This is a genomic window from Kosakonia sp. MUSA4 (assembly GCF_013085925.1).
Classification (GTDB): domain Bacteria; phylum Pseudomonadota; class Gammaproteobacteria; order Enterobacterales; family Enterobacteriaceae; genus Kosakonia; species Kosakonia sacchari_B.
Map to the genome: position 1 here is coordinate 3,898,010 of NZ_CP025697.1, position 23,973 is coordinate 3,921,982.

Sequence of the window (23,973 nt, forward strand, 5' to 3'; positions counted from 1 at the left end):
TGAATACAAAAAATGAACCCTCAGGGCAGCGACGAGTCAGGGTCGCGCCGGGCGGGTTCATCATACACGGGAAGCCAGCCGCTTCCCAGCTACGTTATTTTTCTACCTGTTGCACGTCGATACGGCGCGCTTCATCCAGGATCGACGCTTTTGCGCGAATACGGGCCTCAAGCTGAGCGATCATATCTGCGTTATCAAGACGATCTTTGCGCACGCCGTCTTCATACAGGCCGCTTTTCTTATTGCCGCCCGTCACGCCGAGCGTGGAGACCAGCGCTTCGCCAGGGCCGTTCACCACGCAACCGATAATGGAGACATCCATCGGCGTAATGATATCTTCCAGCCGCTGCTCCAGCGCGTTAACCGTACCGATCACGTCGAACTCCTGGCGGGAGCAGGTCGGGCAGGCGATAAAGTTGATCCCGCGGGAACGAATACGCAGTGATTTCAGAATATCAAAACCGACTTTGATCTCTTCCACCGGATCGGCGGCCAGCGAAATACGCAGCGTATCGCCGATACCTTCAGACAGCAGTAAGCCAAGGCCGATAGCAGATTTCACCGCACCAGCTCGGGCGCCGCCAGCTTCGGTGATCCCGAGATGCAACGGCTGATCGATCTGCTTCGCCAGCAGACGATAGGATTCAACGGCGAGGAATACGTCAGAGGCTTTCACGCTGACTTTGAATTGATCGAAGTTAAGACGATCGAGGTGATCCACATGGCGCATTGCCGATTCAAGCAGCGCCTGCGGCGTCGGTTCACCGTACTTTTCCTGCAGATCTTTTTCCAGCGAACCGGCGTTAACGCCGATGCGAATGGGAATATTTTTATCGCGGGCGCAGTCAACTACCGTGCGAATACGTTCTTCGTTACCGATGTTGCCGGGGTTGATGCGCAAACAGTCAACGCCATATTCGGCCACTTTCAGCGCAATGCGGTAGTCAAAATGGATGTCCGCCACCAGCGGAACACTCACCTGCTGTTTGATGAGTTTGAAGGCTTCTGCCGCGTCCATCGTGGGGACGGAAACACGGACAATATCTGCACCGACGCGCTCCAGCGCCTTGATTTGATTGACCGTCGCTTCCACATCCGTGGTGCGCGTGTTGGTCATTGATTGCACCGCGATGGGAGCCCCATCGCCGATCGGCACATTCCCAACGTAAATCCGTTTCGATTTCCGACGTTGAATCGGGGCCTGGTTATGCATGAAAAATCTCCCGCGTTGCCCGTCTGTTACTGTGTTGCTGATTGTTCGGCATTGAGGGTCAGACGCGCAACCTGGTTAGTTCTGATAAAACGACTCAGATCGACAGGTTTTCCCTGATACTGGATCTGTACTGCTGCCGGTGCGCCAATTTTTAATTTATACGGCGCCTGACCGGTCAGATTCAGCGTGGCATCTTTACGTTGCAGGCCACTAAACAGTTTTTTACCGGTCGCATCGCTCACTTCGAGCCAGCAGTCAGCGTTGAAGCTCATCACCAGCGCATTGGTATCGGCAACAGCGCCAGCAACACCCGCCTGATCGGTAGGCAACTGCCCATTGTTCGCGGTTGCTGCAGGCTGCTGAGTTGATTCAACATTCGCCTGAGACGGAGAAACCACCTGGTTCTGGTTGGCAGTATTCACCGGCGCTTGCTGCGCGGTCGTCGGCACCTGCGCGGTGGTTGACGGAGCCGGAGCTTCAATCGGCGTTGAGGAGTTATCATCCGTCGCGGCGGCAGTGGCAGGATCGTTGTTCAACGGTACGCTTTGCGCGTTATTGCTACTGTTGCTGGCATTAAGTTCCGCAGAGGATTGATCGGCCATCGTGCTGATCTCTTCCTGCTGAGCTTTATGATTCTGCCACCACCAGGCACCCGTCAACCCTATCACCACAAACAGCACCAGCCAGGTAAAACTCATCAACCAGCCATCGCGTTTTTTGCGCGGTTTGCCTAAAGCAAAGGTCTGCATCGGAGCAACTTTCGCCGCTCTGACCGGCGCTTGCTTCTCGATCATCGGCAGTAATTCTTCTTCTGGGATGTGCACCAGGCGGGCATATGAGCGGATATAACCGCGCACAAACGTCGATGCCAGATCGGCAGGCGATCGATCCTCTTCGATATCGCGTACCGTGGAGACCTTCAGACACAAGCGTTCTGCAACCGCCTGTTGGCTGAGTCCAAGTTGTTCACGGGCGCTGCGCAGACGAACGCCAGTGGTTTGTACTTCGTTTTGGTCTTGAGTGGCTTCAGTATTCATTCGCTACAACTACTGGTACGTGAAAAGTAAACATTCAGGCGCGTGTGGCCGCAATGCCCACACGCGCCGCGAAATAACCGGGTCAGTTAAACGTAGACCCACAGTATAAGACTGTCAGGCTCGTCATAACAGAACAGCTTTAGGCACTTTTTGCTAAGCCGTTGTTCCATCACTACATACTGCCTTAAAGTCAGGAGAAACGCACCGTAATTATTAATAGCCTGCATACGTACAGGCCAAATATTCGACATTTTTATAAAATGCAGCACATTCTTCGCGCTGCATCACAGCCTTACAGCGCCTTCACTGCGATCGTTTCACCCTGCATACGCTTACGCATTGTACGCTTGGTGCGGTCGATCACATCGCCGGCCAACTGACCACAAGCGGCGTCGATATCATCACCGCGCGTTTTACGCACGATGGTGGTAAAGCCATAGCTCATCAGCACCTTGCAGAAACGATCGATACGGCTATTGGAGCTACGACCGTACGGCGCACCCGGGAACGGGTTCCACGGAATCAGGTTAATTTTGCACGGCGTATCTTTCAGCAGCTCGGCCAGTTCATGCGCATGCTCCGTACCATCGTTTACATGGTCCAGCATCACGTACTCAATGGTCACACGGCCCTGGTTGGCGTTGGATTTTTCAATGTAGCGACGAACGGCGCCAAGGAAGGTTTCGATATTGTACTTTTTATTGATCGGTACAATTTCATCGCGGATTTCATCGTTTGGCGCGTGCAGAGAGATGGCCAGCGCAACGTCAATCATATCGCCCAGCTTATCCAGCGCCGGAACCACGCCTGAAGTCGAGAGCGTGACGCGACGTTTAGAAAGACCAAAACCGAAATCATCCAGCATGATCTCCATTGCCGGTACCACGTTCGTCAGGTTGAGCAGCGGCTCGCCCATGCCCATCATCACCACGTTGGTGATCGGGCGGCTGCCGGTGACTTTCGCTGCGCCGATAATTTTCGCCGCGCGCCACACCTGGCCAATGATTTCGGAAACGCGCAGGTTGCGGTTAAACCCCTGTTGCGCGGTAGAGCAGAATTTACACTCCAGCGCACATCCCACCTGTGAAGAGACGCAGAGCGTCGCACGGTCTTCTTCCGGGATATAAACGGTTTCAACGCGCTGATCGCCAACGGCAATCGCCCATTTGATAGTGCCATCGGAAGAGCGTTGTTCTTCCACAACTTCCGGGGCGCGAATTTCAGCCACTTCTTTTAATTTGTTGCGCAGGACTTTGTTGATGTCGGTCATCTCATCAAAGTCGTCGCTGCAATAGTGATACATCCACTTCATCACCTGGTCGGCGCGGAAGGGTTTTTCACCTAAGTTTTTGAAAAATTCACGCATCTGCTGACGGTTTAAATCCAGCAGGTTAATTTTTGCGTCTTTGTTTGGAACCGTGAGGGCGTCGTTCTCAGGCATAGCAATTTGTTCAGACATATTTTATTCCGGCCTCGTTATTACACGTTATGGCCCGTGGAGGGTTGAAAAGAAGCGCCCCAGGCAAGCGTCTGCTCATCCTGGGGCGCAGTATTGTACAAATTCTGACGCACAGATACCACGTTTGCACGCGGCATTTGCCAAAGAAAAGTGTAAAACTCGTTACACGATTAGCGCGTACGCGGGCAAACTTCGCCTTCAGCAAAGAAGAAAGCGATTTCGCGGGCCGCAGATTCTACGGAATCGGAACCGTGGGTACCGTTTTCGGTGAAGCTGTCTGCGTAATCAGCGCGCAGAGTACCGGCCAGCGCGTTCGCCGGGTTGGTTGCGCCCAGCAGATCGCGGTGACGCTGCACGGCGTTTTCACCTTCCAGTACAGAAACCACGATCGGGCCAGACGTCATGAACTCAACCAGACCGTCAAAGAACGGACGACCTTCATGCTCGGCGTAGAAACCACGAGCCTGCTCAACGGTCAGGTGCAGCATTTTGGTACCAACGATTTTGAAACCCGCCGCTTCGAAGCGAGAGAAGATGCTGCCAATAACGTTTTTTGCCACCGCGTTCGGTTTAATGATGGAAAAAGTACGTTCAATAGCCATGTTTACCTCTGTAAGTTGTTCTGTTGCCCTGAATAGGTGTGGCGCGGATTATAAAGAGCAACGCGGGCGTTGCCTATGGATGAGGGTAACATTTTTTTTAAATGAGACGAGTTTTAGCAACACTGTTCACCAAACTCACCATTTGCGCGGTTATTGCACAGTAAACTGCACTGTTGCAACCTGTCCCGCATCATCCATAACCAATAACTGATATTCACCGGCTTTATCAAGCCGCAGATTTAATAAACTCGTATGCATCGTTAACGGTTCGCCATTTAAAAACCACCAGCGCTCCCCTTCTCCGCCACTGCTTTGCAACGGCAGCAGCGCAAATGCCTGCCCCGGAACACGCTTGATCACGGCGCCTTCTCGCACGCCGCTTAGTAATAGCGGTGGCGGTGCGTTGTCATCCCGCGGCGGACAATGGGGATCGGCGGCAGGCAAGCGCGCAGCGCGACGTTCACTGGCGGGCAGCCAGGGTTCCAGCGGTCGCGGCCAGACAATCCAGGTTTTCTGCTGCGCATCCGGGCAATCCGCCGCCACTCTGCGCCCTGCGCTGTTTAACCACAGCGGAAAGCGAATGCCGAGCCCCCCTTCCTGCTCCGGCATCAGCAGCGTTGGCGGCTGGCTGCCATCCAGTAACCACGTCGCCAGACGGCGGCGACAATTGCTGTCTCCCTCAGGCAGGCTCTGCCCCCCAGGCCAGCAAATGATGCCGCTGCTTACGGAAGCGGGACGCGGATCGCGCGGCAGGCGGGATTGTTCTATTGCTGATCGCGGTTGCAGCAGGTTGTTAACCTGATTTAACAGCGGTACTGCGCTGGCGAAACCAAACTGACCGGCAACGGGTGTACCGTCCGGCCGCCCGGTCCAGATGCCGATCACATAGCGGGCATTAATACCAATCGCCCACGCATCGCGGTAGCCATAGCTGGTACCGGTTTTCCATGCCAGCGGCACTACCTGCGGCAACGCTTCATCCGGTACCGGCTGCGCTTCGCCAGCCAGAATACGGCGGATGATCCACGCAGCCCCCGGCGACATCAACCGGCGTTCTTCCAGCGGAGCATCCGGCGTCATACGTAATCTTCCCGCATTGCCGTGGCGGGCAAAGGCGCTGTAGGCCGCCGCGATGTCCTCCAGCCGCGCCCCTGCGCCACCGAGGATCAACGCCAGATTGGGTTCCGCACCGGCAGGCAGAATCAACGGCAGACCGGCATTGCGCAGGTTAGCAGCGAAGGTTTTCGGGCCATAGACTTCCAGCACCTGTACCGCTGGCAGGTTCAGCGATCTTACCAGCGCTTCGCTCATACTCACCGGGCCATGAAAACCGCTGTCGAAGTTACCGGGGCGATAATCTCCCACCCGGCGCGGAACGTCCTGCAATAGCGAGGCCGGATGAATCAGACCGTCATCAAGCGCCAGACCATAAATAAAGGGTTTTAATACCGAACCCGGCGAACGGATAGCGCTGACCATATCGACATGGCTAAAGCGGCTGTCATCATTAATATCCACCGATCCGACCCAGCCACGCACCTTCATGTTGGTGTGATCGACAACGATCATTGCCAGCGAACTGCGCGGCGGTAAACGCGACTTTACCCCCAGCGCCATCTCTTCCAGCTGCCGTTGCAGGCTGGCATCAAGCGTCGTAGTTACCTTCAGCGCTTTACTGGATGCCAGCATGCGCCGGGCAAATAACGGCGCCAGTTGCGGCATCTGTCGCGGAGCCAGCCACACCGGCTCTTCGCGCGACTCTTTCACCTGCGAAGCGGGCCACACTTTTTGCGCCACCATGCGATCCAGCACTTTGTCACGCGCCGCCTGCGCGCGTTGCGGCCAGCGATCCGGCCGCAATCGGCTGGGAGCCTGTGGCAAAACAGCCAACAGCGCCGCTTCGGAATAGCTGAGCTTCGCCGGTGATTTACCCAGATAAGCCCAGCTCGCGGCGCCAACCCCCTGCAACGTGCCGCCAAACGGCGCACGATTAAGGTACAGAGTGAGGATCTCGCGTTTGGAAAGATGCCACTCCAGTTGCATTGCGCGCCATAGCTGGCGGATTTTGCCGCCAAAGGTACGCGGGTGCGGATCCAGCAACCTGGCAACCTGCATGGTCAGCGTGCTGCCGCCAGAGACCACACGCCCGGCACGCAAATCCTGCCAGGCGGCCCGTAAAACGGAAAACGGATTAACGCCGGGGTGCGCCCAGAACCAGCGATCTTCATACTGAATGAGCGCCTGTAAATAGTGCGGCGAAACCTCTTCGATGGTCACCGGATAGCGCCAGATGCCCTCCGCGTCGGCAAAACGCCATAACGGCGTTCCCTCTTGCGCAACCACCACCCGTGCCGGAGCAACTTCATTCAGCGGCAACGGCCAGATTCTGTCCGCAGCAATAACGCCGAGAATCAGCAGCAACAGCCCTCCCGCCAGCCAGCGCCAGCGGGTATGTAATAGAAGCTTTTTCACGTTACGGGACAATAATCATCGGGCTGCGGGTCGCGCCGGTCGCCCGCCACTGCGGAACATACATTGATTCCACTTGTGGCGCTGGCACCTGATACGTCCCCGGCGTTACCGCGCGCGCCAGGTAAACCAGCGTCACCGGCTGGCCTTCGCTCACTGGCACAGCAGCCACAAAGCGATCGTCGCGGAACTCCATATGCTGAATGTCAGCCTGCTGCATCCGGTTAAGCAGTTCCTGTACTTCGCTACCGCTCTCCTGGAGACTGGCGCTGCTGCTCGCGAGGTTCTGGTTTTCCAGCTCCAGACCGGCAGGCAGTAAATCCACCACCAGCGCATCCGGGACATTCTGGCTGGCGCTCACTTCCAGTGAGACCAGCACCAGCTCGCCGCTTTTCAGCGATGAGAGCGATTTGCTCCGTCCGTCGGTGCCCAGCACTGTGCGTTCAATGTGCAGCACGTTGTCAGAAGGCGCAGGCGCCTGCATCGGATATCCGCTACTATCCAGGCGCAGCCATAACGGTGAGCTACCGCTGTTGGTCACCTGCAACGCCGCCAGTTGATCGGCATCGAGGTTGCGGGTTTGCGATTTATCGCCACTGAGCGCCGCCGTCTCCAGCGAGGTTTGCGCCTGCCACACCCCGGAGGCATTTTGCAGATTACGTCCGGCCATGAATAAGGCATTGCTTTCCTGCGTTGATAACCAGCGCTGCCCGTAAGCCTGTTCCGAGAGCGTCGTCAGCAGGCGCGTCTGCTCCTGTTCCAGCAGCGTATTATCTTCCAGCAGCGCCAGCATCAGCGCGTTATCGCGCAGCTCGCTGCCATAATCCGCCAGCCAACGATTATCCTTCGCCCGCGGAGTTTTCAATGCCAGTGCCAGCGCCTGTTCGCTACGTTGCGCGTCGCCCATCAGTTTTAACGCCACGCCCAACTGCATCAGCGGTAGCCCTGCTTTGGCCTGGTCGTGACGCTGCCAGATTTCGCGCAGCGCACCCAGTGGCGCTTTCTGCTGACGCGCCAGTACCAGTCCGGCATAGCTTTGCACGGCAAATTTCGTTGCCGGGAGATCGTCGCTATAGCGCACCGCCATCGTGGCCGGGTCCTGCAAATATCGCAGCAAGCGGTTGTTCGCGTTGTTCAGCGCCTCCGCCGGAACGCTGTATCCTTGCGCCGAGGCGCTAACCAGAAAATCGGTAACATACGCCGTCAGCCAGTACTCTTCCGGCCCACTCTTATCCCACAGCGAGAATCCACCGTCGTCGCGCTGCATCTGCAGCAGTCTGGAGATACCGATATCCACCGCAGCGCGACGCTGCTCGTCGCTGTCGCCCTTAATACCGAGCGCTTTAAGCTGCGCGGCATTGGTATAAAGCGACGGGAATAGCCCGCTGGCGGTTTGCTCAAGGCAGCCATACGGATAGGCTTTTAGCTCCTGAATATAGCGTGCGATATTGAGTGGCGGTTTGCCGCTCAACAGCAGACGCCCCTGAAGCGTGGCCGGTGAAATGCCTGCCAGATGTTGTTCCGGCGCATGCCAGCTCTCGCCAGGTTTGAGCATTGCCCCGCTGTTGACCGTTTGTGCAGCAAACGGCGGGCGTACACCGATTTTCCACTGCTTCTGTAACGGGGCGAAGGTTTCTCCCGGCAGCGTCAGCCCGCTGATTTGCGCGTTAATTTCGCCGTCGCCAAAGCCGTCCAGCGCCCGCACCGGAATGAACAGCGTGGTGCGATCACCCGCTGGCAATGTGAGCGGCTCCGGCGATTGACTTTCCAGCGCCAGTAAACCTCCGGCAGTCAGAGCCACATTGAGTGTTTGCGGCCGATCGGTCAGGTTGGTGAGATCCAGCGTCAGGCGCGAGGTGTCGCCGCTGCCGAGGAAACGCGGCGTGTTCAGTTCGGCTATCACCGGCGCGGCCACCACCACTTTGCTTTCGCTGCTACCAAAATCCTCTGCTGTCCACGCCTGCGCCATTACCCGCAACTCACCATTGAAATCGCCAATCGGTAACGTCACCGTGCCTTCGCCGTTTTCGTCCAGTTGTACCGGCTGCGCCTGCTGGGCAATGATGGTGACGTGATTGACCGGCGGTTTTCCGCCGCGATTCATTTCGTCGCCATCACCGCCGAAGCGCAGCGCGGCAAGACGACCCTGGCCTTCAATCACCTGACCGTAAATATCATAGATATCCGCACCGTAGCGTTTCTGCCCGAAAAAGGCCTGCCACGGATCCGGCGTCACGTAGTCGGTAATATTCAGCACGCCGCTATCGACGGCGGAAAGCAGCACATTCACTTGTTTCGGGGTTTCGCCGTTTTTCACCGTCGCCTTAACTTTAACGGTCAGCGGTTGGTTGGGGCGCATTTTGGGTGGCGCATCCAGCGCAATGTCGAGTCGGCGATTTTCATCGCCCATCGGCAAGTGCAGCAAACCGACCGCACGTTTTGGCGTGGCGGATTTCGATTTATCGCCGGGACGGATCACCAGCGTGCTGAGATAGAGATCGTGACGCTGCCATTTTTGATCGAGTGGAATACTCAGATCGAGGCCGTCGGCTGGCACATCAATCTCTTTCCACCACAGCGGCCCCTCGCTGGATTCGATCATCGCGTAACCTTTACCTGCGGCTGGAGCGGTGATGTGCAATTTGACGGTGTCGCCCGGTTTATAACCCGGTTTGTCCAGCTTCATAGTGACGCGGTCAGGCCGCGCGGCGCCCGCACCATCGCTGTTGTCCTGCCAGCTATAACCGGCCCAGAAACGCACGCTGCTGACGGTGTCATCAGGCCCTTTCACTTCCAGGCGGTAAGAACCCCAGTCCACCGGGAAACTCACCTTGCCGGTTTCATCCGCCGTAAGACTGAGGCTCTGCTCACCTTCCACCAGATCTTTCTGGTTGAACTGCGATTGCCAACCTTCGCTTTCCGACCAGTTCCAGAAATAGTCGCGCCGTTCGCGGATCAGGCGCACCTGCAAATCATTAACCGCCTTTTTCGTCCCGGCAGCATCGGCATAGACAATATCGAACGCCGCGTTGCTGCCTTCATCAACAATCGGCTGATTGACCGTGGTGTCGGTGCGATAGTCGTAAACGGCCTTAGCGGCAAATTGCGGACGGATCCCCGGCAGCGACTGCGCAGGCCAGATAGCCTGTTCCGCGCGGCGCGTAACCGGACGTCCGCCCGACTCCAGCAGGCTGGCCTGCAAAATCACCTGTAACGGCGAGTGCGTCTCCTGCCACTGGCTCGGCGTACTGACCGCACCCTGACCTTCGTTATCCAGCGTCAGATGCACTTCATCCAGGCTGCGGCTCAGGTTCTCTTCCGCAATATCGCCGAACTGGAAGCCAGGCAGAGCGGCTACCGCGTCGCGCAGAGGGCGCAGGAACAGTTGCCCCTGCAACGTATTGCCGCTGGCGGGCGCGCCATAGAGGTAGTGACCATTCACGTTGAATACCACATCTGCGGCCGGATCCACCGGCGTCGGCTGCGGCGTAATGTTCAGCGCCATGCGCTCCGGCATAAAGTCTTCAACGTGGAAACCCCATTCGCGCGGCAGGTTATCGCCAGTGTTGGCGCGGATACGCCACATTCCCGTTTGCGCGCTGGCATCCAGCGAATAGGTAAAGTGATACAGGCCATTTTGCGGCTGGCTGACCACTGTGCGGACCACCTGGCCGTCCGGTTTGACCACTTCGAGTTTGACCGGCTGCTCCGCCAGCGGTTTACCGTCGCTGTCGCGTAGCAGGCCATTAAGGATCACCGTTTCACCAGGGCGATAAAGATCGCGCGGGCCAAACATAAAGAACTGTTTGCTGTAGCCTGGCTCGCCCGCAATGGCGAACTCGGCCAGATCCAGCGCCGGTAATTTCAGATCCAGTAGCGTGGTTTCACCCTCTTTGCGCGCCAGCACCAGCGCGGCTTCTTTATCGGTGTTCAGGGTAGCGTGCCCATCCGCATCGCTGGTCGCCTGCGCCAGGGTTTGCCCCTTCTCATTCAGAAGCGACACCTCAATGCCGGAGAGCGCTGCGCCGTTTTCCAGCCCCTGGGTGAAAATATCCAGCCGGTTATAGTAACGGTGCGCCGAGAGGCCGATATTGCTGAGGGTGAACAGCGTGGCGGCATTGCTGTAGTTGTAGTGCCCGGCCTGATTCATCACCGCGATATAAACGCCGGTCTGCTGCAACGGCTGGATACCGCTTAACGGCAGCAACAGTTTTTCCCGGGTGTTGCGCGCCGGGTTGAGGTCAAAGCGGCCGGTGTAGACCAGATCGGCCATTTTTAATAGGGTGTCCGACTCCCAGTTCGAAAGCGAGCTGCGATATTCCCACTGGCTGATAAACGCCGCCAGCGACTCCGGCTTCACGCGATAAAAGTTAACATCAACATTATTGACGTTCAGCGCCATGACGGGCAGCCCTTCCACGACTTTACCCGGCAGCAGCGAACCCCGGCTGGCAAAACCGACGCTTGGCTGGACGTCGCGTGTGGCGATGGTTTTCTCATAATCGATGCCGAAGGTGGCTTTATTCAGCGCCACCAGCCCCCGATCGACCGATACTAGCAGTTCGCGATTCGGCTCCAGGTGCCGCAGACGCAGCTCTTTCAGATTGGGCGCCAGCTCCCATGCGCCATCCACCTTGCCGCTCTTTTTATCCACCAGATGCACGGTAGAGGCAAAATTCTGCGCGGGATCGAGCGGGACCGAGAAAGTCAGCACCAGCGTGGCGGCGCCGTCCAGTTGCACTTCAGAAGCATCCAGCAACGTCAGCGGCTTGCCTTCACTGCGGGCAGCAAGCTGGGCCAGCTTCTCTTTGTCCGGTGCGGCAGGGGATGCTTTTTGCTCAGCACTGGCGGCAGGCGCGCTGGCGGCTTTCGGTTTATCGTTGTTATCGCAGCCAGCAAGCGTAAGGGTGGTCAGCAGCGCAACAGTCAGCGCCGCAATACGTAGCGGTTTCATTCGTTATCCCTGGTTTATTAACCTGTTGAAAGAGGCCCACTTAGTATTATGCGCAGCCGCATGAATTACAAAATGTCTGATGAATTCTGGAAAGCGCCTCGCAAAGGCAGCGTTCTCATCACGCTGGCACTGTTACAGGGATCACAGGTCGTGACGTAACATGTTACGTTGTGAGTCATTTGTTTTTAAAACAATAAGATAGCTGGATAAGTATCGCTTCAGACTGCTAACGTTACGCTGTCTGTGCACCGTTGTGCGCGGTTCTAATAAGAGAGATCACTATGTCCAGAGCCGTGAATGCCCTACAAAATTTTGGTAAGTCCCTCTTTGGTCCGGTACTCATTTTGCCCATCGTCGGCCTGTTTATTGCCTTCGGGAATATTTTTGGCAATGGCAACCTGGCCGAATATTTGCCATTCCTCGGTCACCCGTTTATTCAGCACATCGGCCAATTAATCGCGAAATCCGCTGTTTCCGTGCTCGCCAACCTGGCGCTGGTATTTGCCGTTGGTATCCCGGTTGGGCTGGCCTCGCGGGATAAAGGCTACGCCGCGCTGATTGGTCTGGTGACGTTTATTGTGTTCATCAATGCCATGAACGTGACGTTGCAGATGCAGGGCGCGCTGGCTCCCGCCGATCAGATGAAAGCGGCTGGCCAGAGCATGGTGCTGGGGGTACAGGTGCTGGAAATGGGCGTGTTTGCCGGGATCCTGACCGGCGCGCTCAGCGGTTATCTGTACAACAAATATTCCGGCGTACAGTTTTCCGGCGCGATGGCGATTTACTCCGGCCACTGCTTTGTGGCGATGATTATGCTGCCGGTGTCGATGGTGCTCGGCGTGGTGATGAGCGAGCTGTGGCCCTTCGCCCAGCATGGTATCAGCACGCTGGCGCTGGCGATTAAAGGTGCCGGGCCATTTGGCGTGGCGGTGTACGGCTTTCTTGAGCGCATTCTGGTGCCGACCGGGCTGCATCATCTGGTCTATACGCCGTTTCTCTATACCGAACTGGGTGGTACGGCGGATGTTTGCGGCAGCACTTATCAGGGCGCGCGGAACATTTACTTCGCGGAAATCGCCTGCCCTGGCGTGAAGCAACTCAGCAATACGGTCGTCTGGGATGCTCGCGGTATCAGTAAAATGTTCGGCCTGCCTGCCGCCGCGCTGGCGATGTACGTGACGGCAAAACCGGAACGCAAAGCGGCCGCCAAAGCGATTTTGATCCCCGCCGCGCTCACTTCGCTGCTGGTCGGCGTGACGGAACCGATTGAATTCTCTTTCCTCTTTGTTGCGCCGCTGCTGTTTGTGGTGCATGCGGTGCTGACCGGGATCGGCATGATGCTGTTCTCGTTGTTCGGCGTTCATGCCATCGGCGCGAACGGCATCATCGATTTTATTCTCTACAACCTGCCGCTCGGTATCCAGAAGTCGAACTGGCCGATGTATATCCTCGTCGGCGTCATCATGTTCGCCCTCTACTTTGTGATCTTCCGCTTTTTGATTTTGCACTTCGATATGAAAACGCCAGGCCGCGAGGAAGAGAACGAAGAAACGCGCCTTTACAGCAAGCAGGATTACCAGGCGAAAGGCAACAACGACGCGATGGGCGAAGCGATTATCGCCGGGCTGGGCGGACGCGCCAATATTGAGGTAGTGGACAACTGTTACACCCGCCTGCGCGTCACGGTGAAAGATGCGGCGGTGATTAACGAACCGCAACTGAAAGCGACCGGCGCAAAGGGCGTGATCAGACAAGGTAATAACGTTCAGGTGGTCTACGGGCTGCATGTCAAAAAAATGCGAGAAGCCGTTGAGATGTTTCTCTGAAGGAGTACAGAAATGGTTAAACCCCCGTTTATTTTATCCATCGCCGGTGGCGGCAGCACCTATACACCGGGCATCGTGAAAAGCCTGATGGTTCAGCTGGAAGCGTTCCCGCTGGCGGAAATTCGTCTCTACGACATTGATGCAGCGCGGCAAAACACCATCGCGCCGGTGGTGGAAAAAGTGATCCGCGACCACAGCCAGCGCATTAAATTTACCGTAACGAATGATGCGGAAACGGCATTCAGCGGCGCGCATTTCGTCTTTGCCCAGATGCGCGTTGGTCAGTACAAGATGCGCGAACAGGATGAAAAGATCCCGCTGCGCCATGGTGTGGTCGGGCAGGAAACCTGCGGCCCCGGCGGGCTGGCCTATGGTCTGCGCACTATTCTGCCGATGGTCGAGCTTATCGATCAGGTTACGCGATACGCGGATGAGAAAGCGTGGATCGTCAATTACTCTAACCCTGCGGCGATTGTCGCTGAAGGGGTGCGTCGGCTGCGCCCGCAGGCGCGGGTGCTGAATATTTGCGATATGCCGGTCGCAGCGATGCGCAATATGGGGGCGATCCTCGGCGTCGACCGCCACAAGCTGGAGGTCGATTATTTTGGCCTGAATCACTTCGGCTGGTTTACGCAGGTGCGCGTGGAGGGTGAAGATCGCCTGCCGGAATTGCGCGAACACGTTGCCCGCTTTGGCCTACTGACCGAAGACGCCGCGCAAACGGATCCGCAGCACGCCGATCCGTCATGGGTGAAAACCTGGCGCAATATCAAGCCGATTATGGATCACTTCCCGGAGTATCTGCCGAACCCGTATTTGCAGTATTACCTGATGCCAAACGAGATCGTCGCGCACCAGGATCCTGACTACACGCGCGCCAATGAAGTGATGAACGGGCGCGAAAAGAAACTGTTTGCCGCTGCGCAAGAGTATCAACGCAGCGGAGTCCTGCCCGATGCGTTTCATGTTGGCGTCCACGGCGCGTTTATCGTTGATGTGGCCTGCTCGCTGGCGTTTGATCTTCGCCAGCGCCACCTGGTGATTGTGGAAAATAAAGGGGCGATCGCCAACCTGCCGTACGACGCGATGGTGGAAGTTCCGGCTTACATCACCTCCTCCGGGCCGGAACCGGTGCGCATGGGGACGGTGCCGCTATTCCACCAGACGCTGCTAATGCAGCAACTGGCCTCGGAGCAACTGCTGGTTGAAGCCACCATTGAAGGCAGCTACGAAAAAGCGCTCCAGGCGTTTACCCTGAACCGCACGGTGCCAACTATGCAGCATGCCAAAGCGATTCTCGATGAGATGATTGAGGCGAACCGCGACTACTGGCCTGCACTGCAAAAGGCGTGGGAAAACGGCAAAGCGGTATAAAAATACCGAGTTGGCTCGCGGGTTTAGCGAAGGTGGCTTGTAGGGTGATGAAAAAACGTTAACAATTCAGAGTAATTATTGACGACACGGAGATCCCCATGTCCACCTCATTTTTTGTCGCGGCCGACTGGCTGATAGAGCATAGCGATGATCCTGAAATCCAGTTGATTGACGCCCGCATGGCGCCAGTGGGCCAGGAGCATCGCGATATGCGTGCGGAGTACCGTGACGGGCATCTTCCCGGCGCGGTGTTTTTTGATATCGAAGCCCTTTCCGACCACAGCACATCCTTACCGCACATGCTGACGCGGCCGGAAGCGTTCGCCGTGGCGATGCGCGAACTGGGCATCAACCAGGATAAACACCTGGTGGTGTACGACGAAGGCACACTGTTCTCCGCGCCGCGCACATGGTGGATGCTGCGCAATTACGGCGTGGAGAATGTCTCGATTCTCGCGGGCGGTCTGGCCGGCTGGCAGCGCGACGCCCTGCCGTTGCAGAAAGGCGAAGTGCCGCTGCCGGAATCCGACTTTAACGCCAACTTCGATCCGTCGGTGGTGAAAAAGCTGACCGATGTGCTGCTGGCAAGCCACGAAGGCACCGCACAGATTGTCGATGCGCGCCCTGCCCCGCGTTTTTCTGGCGAAGTCGATGAGCCGCGTCCGGGCCTGAAGCGCGGGCATATTCCCGGCGCACTGAACGTGCCGTGGGTTGATCTGGTGGTCGATGGCGAACTGAGAACCACCGACGAATTGACCGCCATTTTCCGCCGCCAGGGCGTTGACCTGAACCGGCCGATTATTGCCAGCTGCGGCTCCGGCGTCACGGCGTCCGTAGTGATCCTCGCGCTTGCGACGCTGGGCGCGCCTAACGTGACGCTGTATGACGGCTCCTGGAGTGAATGGGGCGCGCGCGACGATTTGCCCGTCGAACCCGCCTGAATGGACAACCGGCTTGCGCCCTTGCTGACGCGCGGGGCATCACTGACCCGCGCGGAATATCGTGTGCTTGCCCACCTGACGGAACATCCGCTGCTGGTGGGTAATATCACCGTGCGCCAGCTGGCACAGGCGACTTACGTTTCCACCGCCACCATTATCCGGCTCTGTCAGAAACTGGGCTTTAGCGGCTACAGCGAATTTATCTGGCACTGCAAACAGCTTTTGTCCGACACGCCGCATATTGCTCAGCAACATCATGAAGGGCATGACGAGCTACCGGCGCTGTTCCCGCAGTTTATGGCCAATTACCAGCGCACCTTTCAATGGGTGACGGAAGAGAAGCGTCACCGCTTCGCCGAACTGCTGCGCGATCGGGAGAGTTTTTTTCTCTATGGCGCGGGGTTCTCTTATCTCTTCGCCGAGTATTTAACCAAGAAGTTGCAGGTGCTGGGCAAGACGGCGTTTATCTCCGGGCCTGGCGACAGCCGCAATATCTTCCTCAGCAATGCCGCGCGTTATCAGGTGTTTATTGCCGTGTCACGCAGCGGTGAAACCGAACAGGTGCTGGATAAAGCGCGGATTGCGCGCACGGTTGGCATGACGGTCGTCGCCTTTACCCGCGCATCAGCAAACACGCTGGCGGAACTGGCGGATGTGCATTTTGCGCTGTATGACGAAGCGGTGCACTTTGCTGCCGAAGCGGCGGGCATTACGTCGTTTGAGTCGAATCTGGTACTGTTGATGGATCTGTTGCTGCTGGAAGCGACGCAATAAACGGGCGGTACATTTCGCACCGCCGGTTCATCAGATAATGCGGTTGTTTTTGAAATCGCGCAGGAAGCTGCCCCAGCGACGTTCATAGAACGGCGTGATATGCGCCAGCATAAAGTGGCTGATGCCTTTCTCGCCTTCCACCACCTGGCAAATATCGATCGGTTCATCCCCTGGAAGCGTATCTGTCGCGACGCTGCCCGCTGCATGGATGATCTCTTCGATGTCTCCTTCTGCTTCAATGCCAATCAGCAGGTTGGGTTGCTCATCGGCCTTCTCTTTAATCGAGCAGAGAAAGGCACGTTTGACGGTTTTGATGCTTTTAAACAGCGTGGTCAGTGAATCGACCATTTGCGCAGGCGGTTCAGCCACTTCGGAAAGCAGCAGCGCCGTGCCGCCTTCCAGCACTTCCTGCTGGCTGAGCGGACTGCTTTCTGCGCCCACCAAATGGCTTAACTCGCGCGGCGTGAACTCTTTGCCGGTGGCTAATTTAGCGTTGAGAAATAGCGTCTCTCCCAGCGTCATTTCAAACAGTGTACGCGCAGGCATGACCACAAATGCCTGTTCTTCACTAACGGCCTGCTGTAAGGCTTCCAGCGAGGTAAAGAACGGAATAACCGAGTTACCGTCATCTTTTTCCCAGTGCTGCAAATCCAGCGCGCTGTCTTCGACAATCGCTTCACCTTCCGCCGCCGTGCCCGGCACCCAAACGGTGGATTCCAGCAGCGTACGGAAAAAAGCCGGGCGGTAAGCGGGCTCGGTCGCCGCCTGCTCCAGCAGGGTTTCTAATTCGTTTTTGCTTTCGGACATAGGTTCTCTGATTCGCTTTATTGCCGGATGGCGCTTCGCTTATCCGGCCTACAAAATGCACGGACTACGTAGGCCGGATAAGGCGTAGCCGCCATCCGGCACAACAATGACGCTTACCCGGCGGTCAATAAATTCGCGATGGTTCGTACACCAAGCCCGGTCGCACCGGCCGCCCATTGCTCCACTGCCGCTTTGCGGTAGGTGGCGGAGCAATCAATATGCAGCCAGCCCTGCTGGTAGTTTTCAACAAAGTGCGACAGGAACCCGGCCGCCGTACTTGCCCCGGCAGGGAAAGAGCCGCTGGCGGTGTTGTTCAGTTCGGCAAAATTGGACGGCAGCTGATTGCGGTGGAACTCCGCCAGCGGCAGACGCCAGAACGGTTCATTCTCCGCCGTCGCACTGTTGAGCAGACGGCCAGCCAGCGCATCGTCAAAGCTGAAGAGCGCGTGGTAATCGTTACCCAGCGCAGTTTTCGCCGCGCCAGTCAGCGTTGCGGCATCAATGATAAACTGCGGTTTTTGCGCAGACGCATCAATCAGACCATCCGCCAGCACCAGACGCCCTTCCGCATCGGTGTTCATGATTTCTACGGTTTTGCCGTTGCGATAATGAATAATGTCGCCCAGTTTAAAGGCGTTACCGCTGATCAGGTTGTCGGCGCAGCAGAGGTACAGTTTGACGCGTTTATCCAGCCCGCGCGTGATGGCAAACGCCAGCGCACCGGTTACCAGCGCCGCGCCGCCCATATCGGATTTCATTGAATCCATTGATGAGGTTGGTTTGATGCTGTAACCGCCGGAGTCAAAGGTGATGCCTTTGCCCACCAGCGCAGCGTACACCGGCGCATCCGGATTGCCCGTCGGGTTGTAGTCCAGCGCCAGCAATACCGGCGGTCGCTCAGAACCGCGGCCAACGGTGTGCAGACCAAGGTAATTCTGCTCGCGCAGATCTTCGCCTTTGGTGATGCGGTAAGAGACGTTTTCACCGCCCACGCTGTGCAGCAGATCGACTGCGCGCTGCGCCAGTTGTTCCGGCCCTAACTCTTCTGCCGGCGCGTTGATGATGTCGCGTACCCAGTCGATGGTTTGCAGGCGGCTATCCAGCTCTTTTTGCCCGGCGTCACCCAGTTGCGCCCACTCCACTTTGCGCGTGCCTTTCGGCCCTTTGTAACCGGCCCAGAACGCCCAGCTACGATCTGCGTCCCAGCCTTCGCCGCTCAGCGCAACGTGTTTAATGCCCAGACCGTCGATTTTGCGCGCGGCGCGCTGAATCAGACCTAAATCGTCTTTTCCATTCAGATGCAGAGCGATGCCGTCGTTATTGATACTCCAGGAGGCTTTTTCACCCCAACGCGCATCCGCGCTTTGCGTGGTGAGTGTCACTTTCATAGCTTCTGTCATTATATTTATCCTTATCGGCAGACACCGGATGGCAACGTTGCCTTTTCCGGCCTACGTATGCATGAAAACGGGCCGCCCGAAGGCAGCCCGTGAGATGATTATGATGCTTCGTCTAACCAGACTAGCAGAATCGCTTCGAGAATTTTTTCATTCGATGCGTTCGGATCGTCGTCGAACTCTTCCAGCTCGCAGATCCACTGATGCATATCGGTGAAACGTACAGTTTTCGGATCCACATCCGGGCGGCTGTCATACAGCGCCTCGCCGATTTCGCGGCTGTCGGTCCATTTTAGTCCCATATCAGTGCTCCCGCGCGTGGTTGATGGTGTAACGCGGGATCTCAACCACCAGATCTTCATCGGTGACGCGCGCCTGGCAGCTTAAACGGCTGTCCGGCTCCAGACCCCAGGCTTTATCCAGCATGTCATCTTCGTCTTCGCTGCTTTCCGGCAAAGAGTCAAACCCTTCACGCACGAGGCAGTGGCAGGTGGTGCAGGCACATGATTTTTCGCAGGCGTGCTCAATCTCGATACCGCCGCGCAGGGCAACATCAAGAATGGTTTCACCGCTCTTCGCTTCCAGAACTGCGCCATCCGGACAGAGATCCTGATGAGGCAGAAAAACAATTTTAGGCATATTAAACCTCGTCGACGGAATGGCCTTTCAGCGCGGTACGCACGGACTGATCCATACGGCGTGCGGCGAATTCCTGGGTTTGTTTATCTACGTTTTTAATGGCTTGTTCTATCGCGTCGGTATCATCGCCGTCGGCAACGCTGCGCAACTGCGCAACTGCCTCGTCGATAACCTCGCGCTCTGCGGCGCTTAACAGCGCGGCATCAGCGGCGAGCGCGCCGGTCAGACTTTCCAGCACGCGCGCGGCTTCCACTTTCTGCTCCGCCAGCATGCGCGCTTTCACGTCCTGCTCGGCGAAACTCATGGAGTCTTTAATCATATTGGCGATTTCGCCGTCGGTCAGACCGTAGGACGGTTTCACCTGAATGGAGGCTTCCACGCCGGTGGATTTCTCCATCGCGGTGACGCTCAGCAGGCCGTCAGCATCCACCTGGAAGGTGACGCGAATATGCGCCCCGCCCGCCGGTAGCGCCGGAATGCCGCGCAGAGCAAAACGCGCCAGCGAACGGCAATCCGCCACCAGTTCCCGCTCGCCCTGCATCACATGGATAGACATTGCGGTCTGGCCATCTTTAAAGGTCGTGAACTCCTGGGCGCGGGCCACCGGAATTGTGGTGTTGCGCGGAATAACTTTTTCCACCAGTCCGCCCATGGTTTCCAGCCCCAGCGACAGCGGGATAACGTCCAGCAGCAGCATTTCGCTGTCCGGCTTGTTGCCGACCAGAATGTCCGCCTGGATTGCCGCGCCAATCGCCACCACTTTATCCGGGTCGATGGAGGTCAGCGGCGTGCGGCCGAAAAATTCACCCACGCGTTCACGCACCAGCGGTACGCGGGTGGAACCGCCCACCATCACCACTTCCAGCACATCCTGCGCTTCCACGTCCGCATCTTTCAACGCGCGACGACAGGAGAGCAGCGTGCGTTTGACAAGCGTTGAGATCATCTCTTCAAACTGCGCGCGAGTCACCACGCCCTGCCAGCCAGCGACATCAACTGTCGTGCTGTCGGCATCGCTCAGTGCAATTTTGGCAGCAATCGCCGCATCCAGAAGTTCACGTTGCTGACGCGCATCGCTGCGATCGGTAATGCCAGCCTGCTCGCGGATGTAATCGGCCAGCAGGTGGTCGAAATCGTCACCGCCAAGCGCGGAATCGCCGCCGGTCGCCAGCACTTCGAACACACCGCGGCTCAGACGCAGAATAGAGATATCAAAAGTGCCGCCACCGAGATCGTAAACGGCGATAACGCCTTCTTTGCCGGAATCCAGACCGTAAGCAACCGCCGCTGCGGTCGGCTCATTGAGCAGACGCAATACATGCAGCCCGGCTAAACGCGCAGCATCTTTGGTGCCCTGACGCTGTGCGTCGTCGAAATAGGCCGGAACGGTAATCACCACGCCATCCAGTTCACCGGAGAGCGTATCCTGCGCGCGGGCAGCCAGCGCTTTCAGGATATCGGCAGAAACGCGGATCGGGTTGACCACGCCGCCGCGCGTCACAATCATCGGCAGACCGTTTTCACTGGCCTGGAATTGCCACGGCAGATGCGGGTAACGCGCCTGAATATCCGCCAGACTGCGGCCCATCAGGCGTTTTACGGAGCTGATGGTATTGACCGAATCCAGCGCCGCATTGGTGCGCGCATCGTAGCCGACAACGTGGCTGTCAGCCTGGTAGTTCACCACTGAAGGGAGTAAATGGCGCCCGGCGCTGTCGGCCAGCGTTTCCGCCTGACCGCTACGCACGGTAGCAACCAGCGAATTGGTGGTGCCGAGATCGATGCCCGCCGCCAGACGACGCTGATGCGGCGCGGCGCTCAGACCCGGCTCACTGATTTGTAATAAGGCCATTATGTGCTTCCAAAAAAATTAAAAACCGAGCAGTTTTTCTTCGAGTTGTTCTGTTGCGCTGCGCAGTTTATCGAGAAAACGCAGTTTACGCACGGTATCCGCCGCGACGTCCCACGCCTGATTGTCGAGTTGTTCCACCATCTGCTGGTGGCGGGCGTCGTACATCCCTTTTACCCGCTTCTGGAATGTCTCCAGCCGGGCGCTATCTTCCGCACGCTCTATTTCATCCAGCTCTTCGCGCAGCTCAAGCTGCTCCATCAAAAAGGCCGTGTCGCGAACGGTGTGCTGCTCAGAGGCTAAATCGAAGCCATGCAGCGACAGCAGATATTCCGCGCGGGAGAGTGGATTGCGCAGGGTTTGCCACGCCTGATTAATGGTAGCGGATTGCTGTACCGCAGCCAGTTGCTCCGCCTGCGGGCGGCTGGCAAAGCGATCGGGGTGGAACTGCCGTTGCAGATCCTGGAAACGTGTCGCCAGCGCCTGAACGTCAAGCGGATATTGGGCCGGCAACCCAAAGAGGGTGAAGTAATCCATAACAATTCCGGGTGTGCAATCGAAGCAAACCCCACGCGCAGCATGCTGCGGTGGGGTCAATGGGTAGGCGATCAGACGTTGAAGCTTTCGCCGCAACCGCACTCGTCTTTGACGTTAGGGTTGGTGAATTTAAACCCTTCGTTCAGGCCTTCTTTGACAAAGTCCAGTTGAGTGCCGTCGAGGAATTGCAGGCTTTTGCCGTCAACCACAACCTTCACGCCTTTGTCTTCGAACACCGTATCTTCTTCAGTCGGCGCGTCAACAAACTCCAGCACGTAGGCCATACCAGAACAACCGGAGGTTCTGACCCCCAGACGCAGACCAAACCCTTTGCCACGGTTGGCCAGGAAGGTATTTACTCGCGCGGCAGCACTGTCGCTCAGGCTAATGGACATGACAACAACCTCCTGCCTTATTTTGCTTCTTGTTTGCTTTTGTAGTCCGCAATCGCGGCTTTGATCGCATCTTCCGCCAGGATAGAGCAGTGGATTTTCACCGGCGGCAACTCCAGCTCTTCAGCGATATCGGTGTTTTTGATCGCCTGCGCTTCGTCCAGAGACTTGCCTTTCACCCACTCGGTGACCAGCGAGCTGGAAGCAATCGCCGAGCCGCAACCGTAGGTTTTGAAACGCGCGTCTTCGATGATGCCTTTATCGTTAACTTTGATTTGCAGCTTCATGACGTCGCCGCACGCTGGCGCGCCAACCATGCCGCTACCGACGCTGTCGTCGCCGTTGTCGAACGAGCCAACGTTGCGCGGATTTTCGTAGTGATCGATTACTTTTTCGCTATAAGCCATGATTAAATTCTCCTGTTTCCGCAACCGTTATTAGTGATGAGCCCATTCGATGGAGTTGATATCCACGCCCTGTTTGAACATTTCCCACAGCGGAGAGAGTTCGCGCAGACGGCCGATGGATTTACGCACCAGTTCGATGGTGTAGTCGATCTCTTCAACGGTGGTAAAACGACCTAAAGAGAAACGGATGGAGCTGTGCGCCAGCTCATCGCTCATACCCAGTGCGCGCAGCACGTAGGACGGTTCCAGGCTTGCGGAAGTACAGGCAGAACCGGAAGAAACAGCCAGATCTTTCAGCGCCATGATCAGCGACTCGCCTTCAACGTAGTTAAAGCTGACGTTGAGGATATTTGGTGCGCCGTGCTCAAGATCGCCGTTCAGGTACACTTCTTCGATATCGTTGATGCCGTTCCACAGACGGCTACGCAGACCACGCAGACGCTCCATTTCGCTCGCCATCTCTTCTTTGGCGATACGGTAAGCTTCGCCCATGCCGACGATCTGGTGAACAGGCAACGTACCGGAACGCATTCCGCGCTCGTGACCGCCGCCGTGCATCTGCGCTTCAATACGGATACGCGGTTTACGACGTACATACAGGGCGCCAATGCCTTTCGGCCCATAGATTTTATGGCCGGAGAAGGACATCAGATCCACTTTCAGTTGGCTTAAGTCGATCGGCAGTTTGCCGACGCTCTGAGTGGCATCAACGTGATAAACAATACCGCGAGCACGGCACATTTCGCCGATGGTGGCGATATCCTGCACCACGCCGATTTCGTTGTTCACGTGCATGATGGAGACGAGGATGGTGTCGTCACGCATCGCCGCTTCCAGCTCTTTCAGATCGATAATGCCGTTGCGCTGCGGGGCGAGGTAAGTCACTTCAAACCCTTCGCGCTCAAGCTGGCGACAGGTGTCCAGCACGGCTTTGTGTTCGGTTTTGCTGGTGATGATGTGCTTGCCTTTTTTCTGATAAAAGTTGGCTGCACCTTTGATCGCCAGGTTGTCGGATTCGGTCGCGCCGGAGGTGAAGACGATTTCGCGCGGGTCGGCACCCACCAGTTCAGCGATCTGGTTACGGGCGATATCTACCGCTTCTTCAGCTTGCCAGCCAAAACGGTGTGAACGGGAGGCTGGGTTACCAAAGGTCCCGTCCAGAGTGAGAAACTGCATCATTTTCTCGGCAACACGCGGATCCACCGGCGTAGTTGCGGAGTAATCGAGATAGATCGGTAATTTCATTGCTCTTTAAACTCCGTACATCGCTCTAATGCAAGGAATCAGGCAACCGGC

The 23,973-nt window shown here is 57.0% G+C and carries 19 protein-coding genes; 4 read left to right on the plus strand and 15 right to left on the minus strand.

Annotated elements, in window-relative coordinates; genetic code table 11:
• Positions 1-94: 94 nt before the first annotated feature.
• The 6 genes from ispG to C0557_RS18385 all read right to left on the minus strand — a co-directional run bounded on the left by ispG (position 95) and on the right by C0557_RS18385 (position 11,734).
• Positions 95-1,213 carry a flavodoxin-dependent (E)-4-hydroxy-3-methylbut-2-enyl-diphosphate synthase gene (ispG, locus tag C0557_RS18360; protein ID WP_035888176.1) on the minus strand — a complete coding sequence of 373 codons (1,119 nt, stop codon included), beginning with the start codon at positions 1,211-1,213 and terminating at the stop codon, positions 95-97.
• A 26-nt stretch (positions 1,214-1,239) separates the two neighbouring features.
• Positions 1,240-2,250, minus strand: coding sequence for a cytoskeleton protein RodZ (gene rodZ, locus C0557_RS18365; RefSeq protein ID WP_208660080.1), 1,011 nt, complete (start codon positions 2,248-2,250; stop codon positions 1,240-1,242).
• A gap of 292 nt (positions 2,251-2,542) precedes the next feature.
• Positions 2,543-3,709 carry a bifunctional tRNA (adenosine(37)-C2)-methyltransferase TrmG/ribosomal RNA large subunit methyltransferase RlmN gene (locus C0557_RS18370; RefSeq protein WP_208660082.1) on the minus strand — a complete coding sequence of 389 codons (1,167 nt, stop codon included), beginning with the start codon at positions 3,707-3,709 and terminating at the stop codon, positions 2,543-2,545.
• A gap of 170 nt (positions 3,710-3,879) precedes the next feature.
• A complete protein-coding gene (gene ndk, locus C0557_RS18375) occupies positions 3,880-4,311 on the minus strand; it encodes a nucleoside-diphosphate kinase (protein ID WP_004144312.1) in 432 nt (143 codons plus the stop codon).
• 150 nt (positions 4,312-4,461) lie between these two features.
• Positions 4,462-6,783, minus strand: coding sequence for a peptidoglycan glycosyltransferase PbpC (pbpC, locus tag C0557_RS18380; protein WP_208660085.1), 2,322 nt, complete (start codon positions 6,781-6,783; stop codon positions 4,462-4,464).
• 1 nt (position 6,784) lies between these two features.
• Positions 6,785-11,734, minus strand: coding sequence for an alpha-2-macroglobulin (locus C0557_RS18385; protein ID WP_208660087.1), 4,950 nt, complete (start codon positions 11,732-11,734; stop codon positions 6,785-6,787).
• Positions 11,735-12,015: 281 nt separating this feature from the next.
• Here C0557_RS18385 and C0557_RS18390 point away from each other — a divergent pair, with 281 nt between their 5' ends.
• From C0557_RS18390 to C0557_RS18405, 4 genes are all read left to right on the plus strand, one after another.
• Positions 12,016-13,560, plus strand: coding sequence for a PTS transporter subunit EIIC (locus tag C0557_RS18390; protein WP_208660089.1), 1,545 nt, complete (start codon positions 12,016-12,018; stop codon positions 13,558-13,560).
• Between the two features lie 12 nt (positions 13,561-13,572).
• Positions 13,573-14,934, plus strand: a complete 1,362-nt coding sequence (locus tag C0557_RS18395) for a 6-phospho-alpha-glucosidase (protein ID WP_208660091.1) — start codon at positions 13,573-13,575, stop codon at positions 14,932-14,934.
• A gap of 98 nt (positions 14,935-15,032) precedes the next feature.
• Complete coding sequence (sseA, locus tag C0557_RS18400) at positions 15,033-15,875, plus strand: 3-mercaptopyruvate sulfurtransferase (protein WP_208660093.1); 843 nt, start codon at positions 15,033-15,035, stop codon at positions 15,873-15,875.
• Entirely contained in the window at positions 15,876-16,649 is a 774-nt protein-coding gene (locus C0557_RS18405) for a MurR/RpiR family transcriptional regulator (RefSeq protein WP_208660095.1), read from the plus strand.
• A gap of 30 nt (positions 16,650-16,679) precedes the next feature.
• Here C0557_RS18405 and sseB read toward each other — a convergent pair whose 3' ends face one another.
• From sseB to iscS, 9 genes are all read right to left on the minus strand, one after another.
• Positions 16,680-17,456, minus strand: coding sequence for an enhanced serine sensitivity protein SseB (sseB, locus tag C0557_RS18410; protein WP_074778721.1), 777 nt, complete (start codon positions 17,454-17,456; stop codon positions 16,680-16,682).
• A gap of 113 nt (positions 17,457-17,569) precedes the next feature.
• The gene (pepB, locus tag C0557_RS18415) at positions 17,570-18,856 is read right to left on the minus strand and encodes an aminopeptidase PepB (protein WP_208660097.1); all 1,287 of its coding nucleotides are present in this window, start codon (positions 18,854-18,856) and stop codon (positions 17,570-17,572) included.
• 98 nt (positions 18,857-18,954) lie between these two features.
• A complete protein-coding gene (iscX, locus tag C0557_RS18420; protein ID WP_007370809.1) occupies positions 18,955-19,155 on the minus strand; it encodes a Fe-S cluster assembly protein IscX in 201 nt (66 codons plus the stop codon).
• A gap of 1 nt (position 19,156) precedes the next feature.
• Positions 19,157-19,492 (minus strand): ISC system 2Fe-2S type ferredoxin, encoded by a 336-nt coding sequence (gene fdx, locus C0557_RS18425; RefSeq protein WP_007370808.1) that lies wholly within the window; start codon positions 19,490-19,492, stop codon positions 19,157-19,159.
• Between the two features lies 1 nt (position 19,493).
• Positions 19,494-21,344, minus strand: coding sequence for a Fe-S protein assembly chaperone HscA (gene hscA / locus C0557_RS18430; RefSeq protein WP_208660099.1), 1,851 nt, complete (start codon positions 21,342-21,344; stop codon positions 19,494-19,496).
• Between the two features lie 18 nt (positions 21,345-21,362).
• On the minus strand, positions 21,363-21,878 hold the full coding sequence (gene hscB / locus C0557_RS18435) for a co-chaperone HscB (RefSeq protein ID WP_064564506.1): 516 nt from the start codon (positions 21,876-21,878) through the stop codon (positions 21,363-21,365).
• Positions 21,879-21,949: 71 nt separating this feature from the next.
• A complete protein-coding gene (iscA, locus tag C0557_RS18440; protein ID WP_007370805.1) occupies positions 21,950-22,273 on the minus strand; it encodes an iron-sulfur cluster assembly protein IscA in 324 nt (107 codons plus the stop codon).
• A gap of 17 nt (positions 22,274-22,290) precedes the next feature.
• Positions 22,291-22,677: a Fe-S cluster assembly scaffold IscU gene (gene iscU, locus C0557_RS18445; protein ID WP_007370804.1), complete on the minus strand. Its 387-nt coding sequence runs from the start codon at positions 22,675-22,677 to the stop codon at positions 22,291-22,293.
• A gap of 30 nt (positions 22,678-22,707) precedes the next feature.
• Positions 22,708-23,922, minus strand: coding sequence for a cysteine desulfurase (gene iscS / locus C0557_RS18450; RefSeq protein WP_043952681.1), 1,215 nt, complete (start codon positions 23,920-23,922; stop codon positions 22,708-22,710).
• Positions 23,923-23,973: the final 51 nt, after the last annotated feature.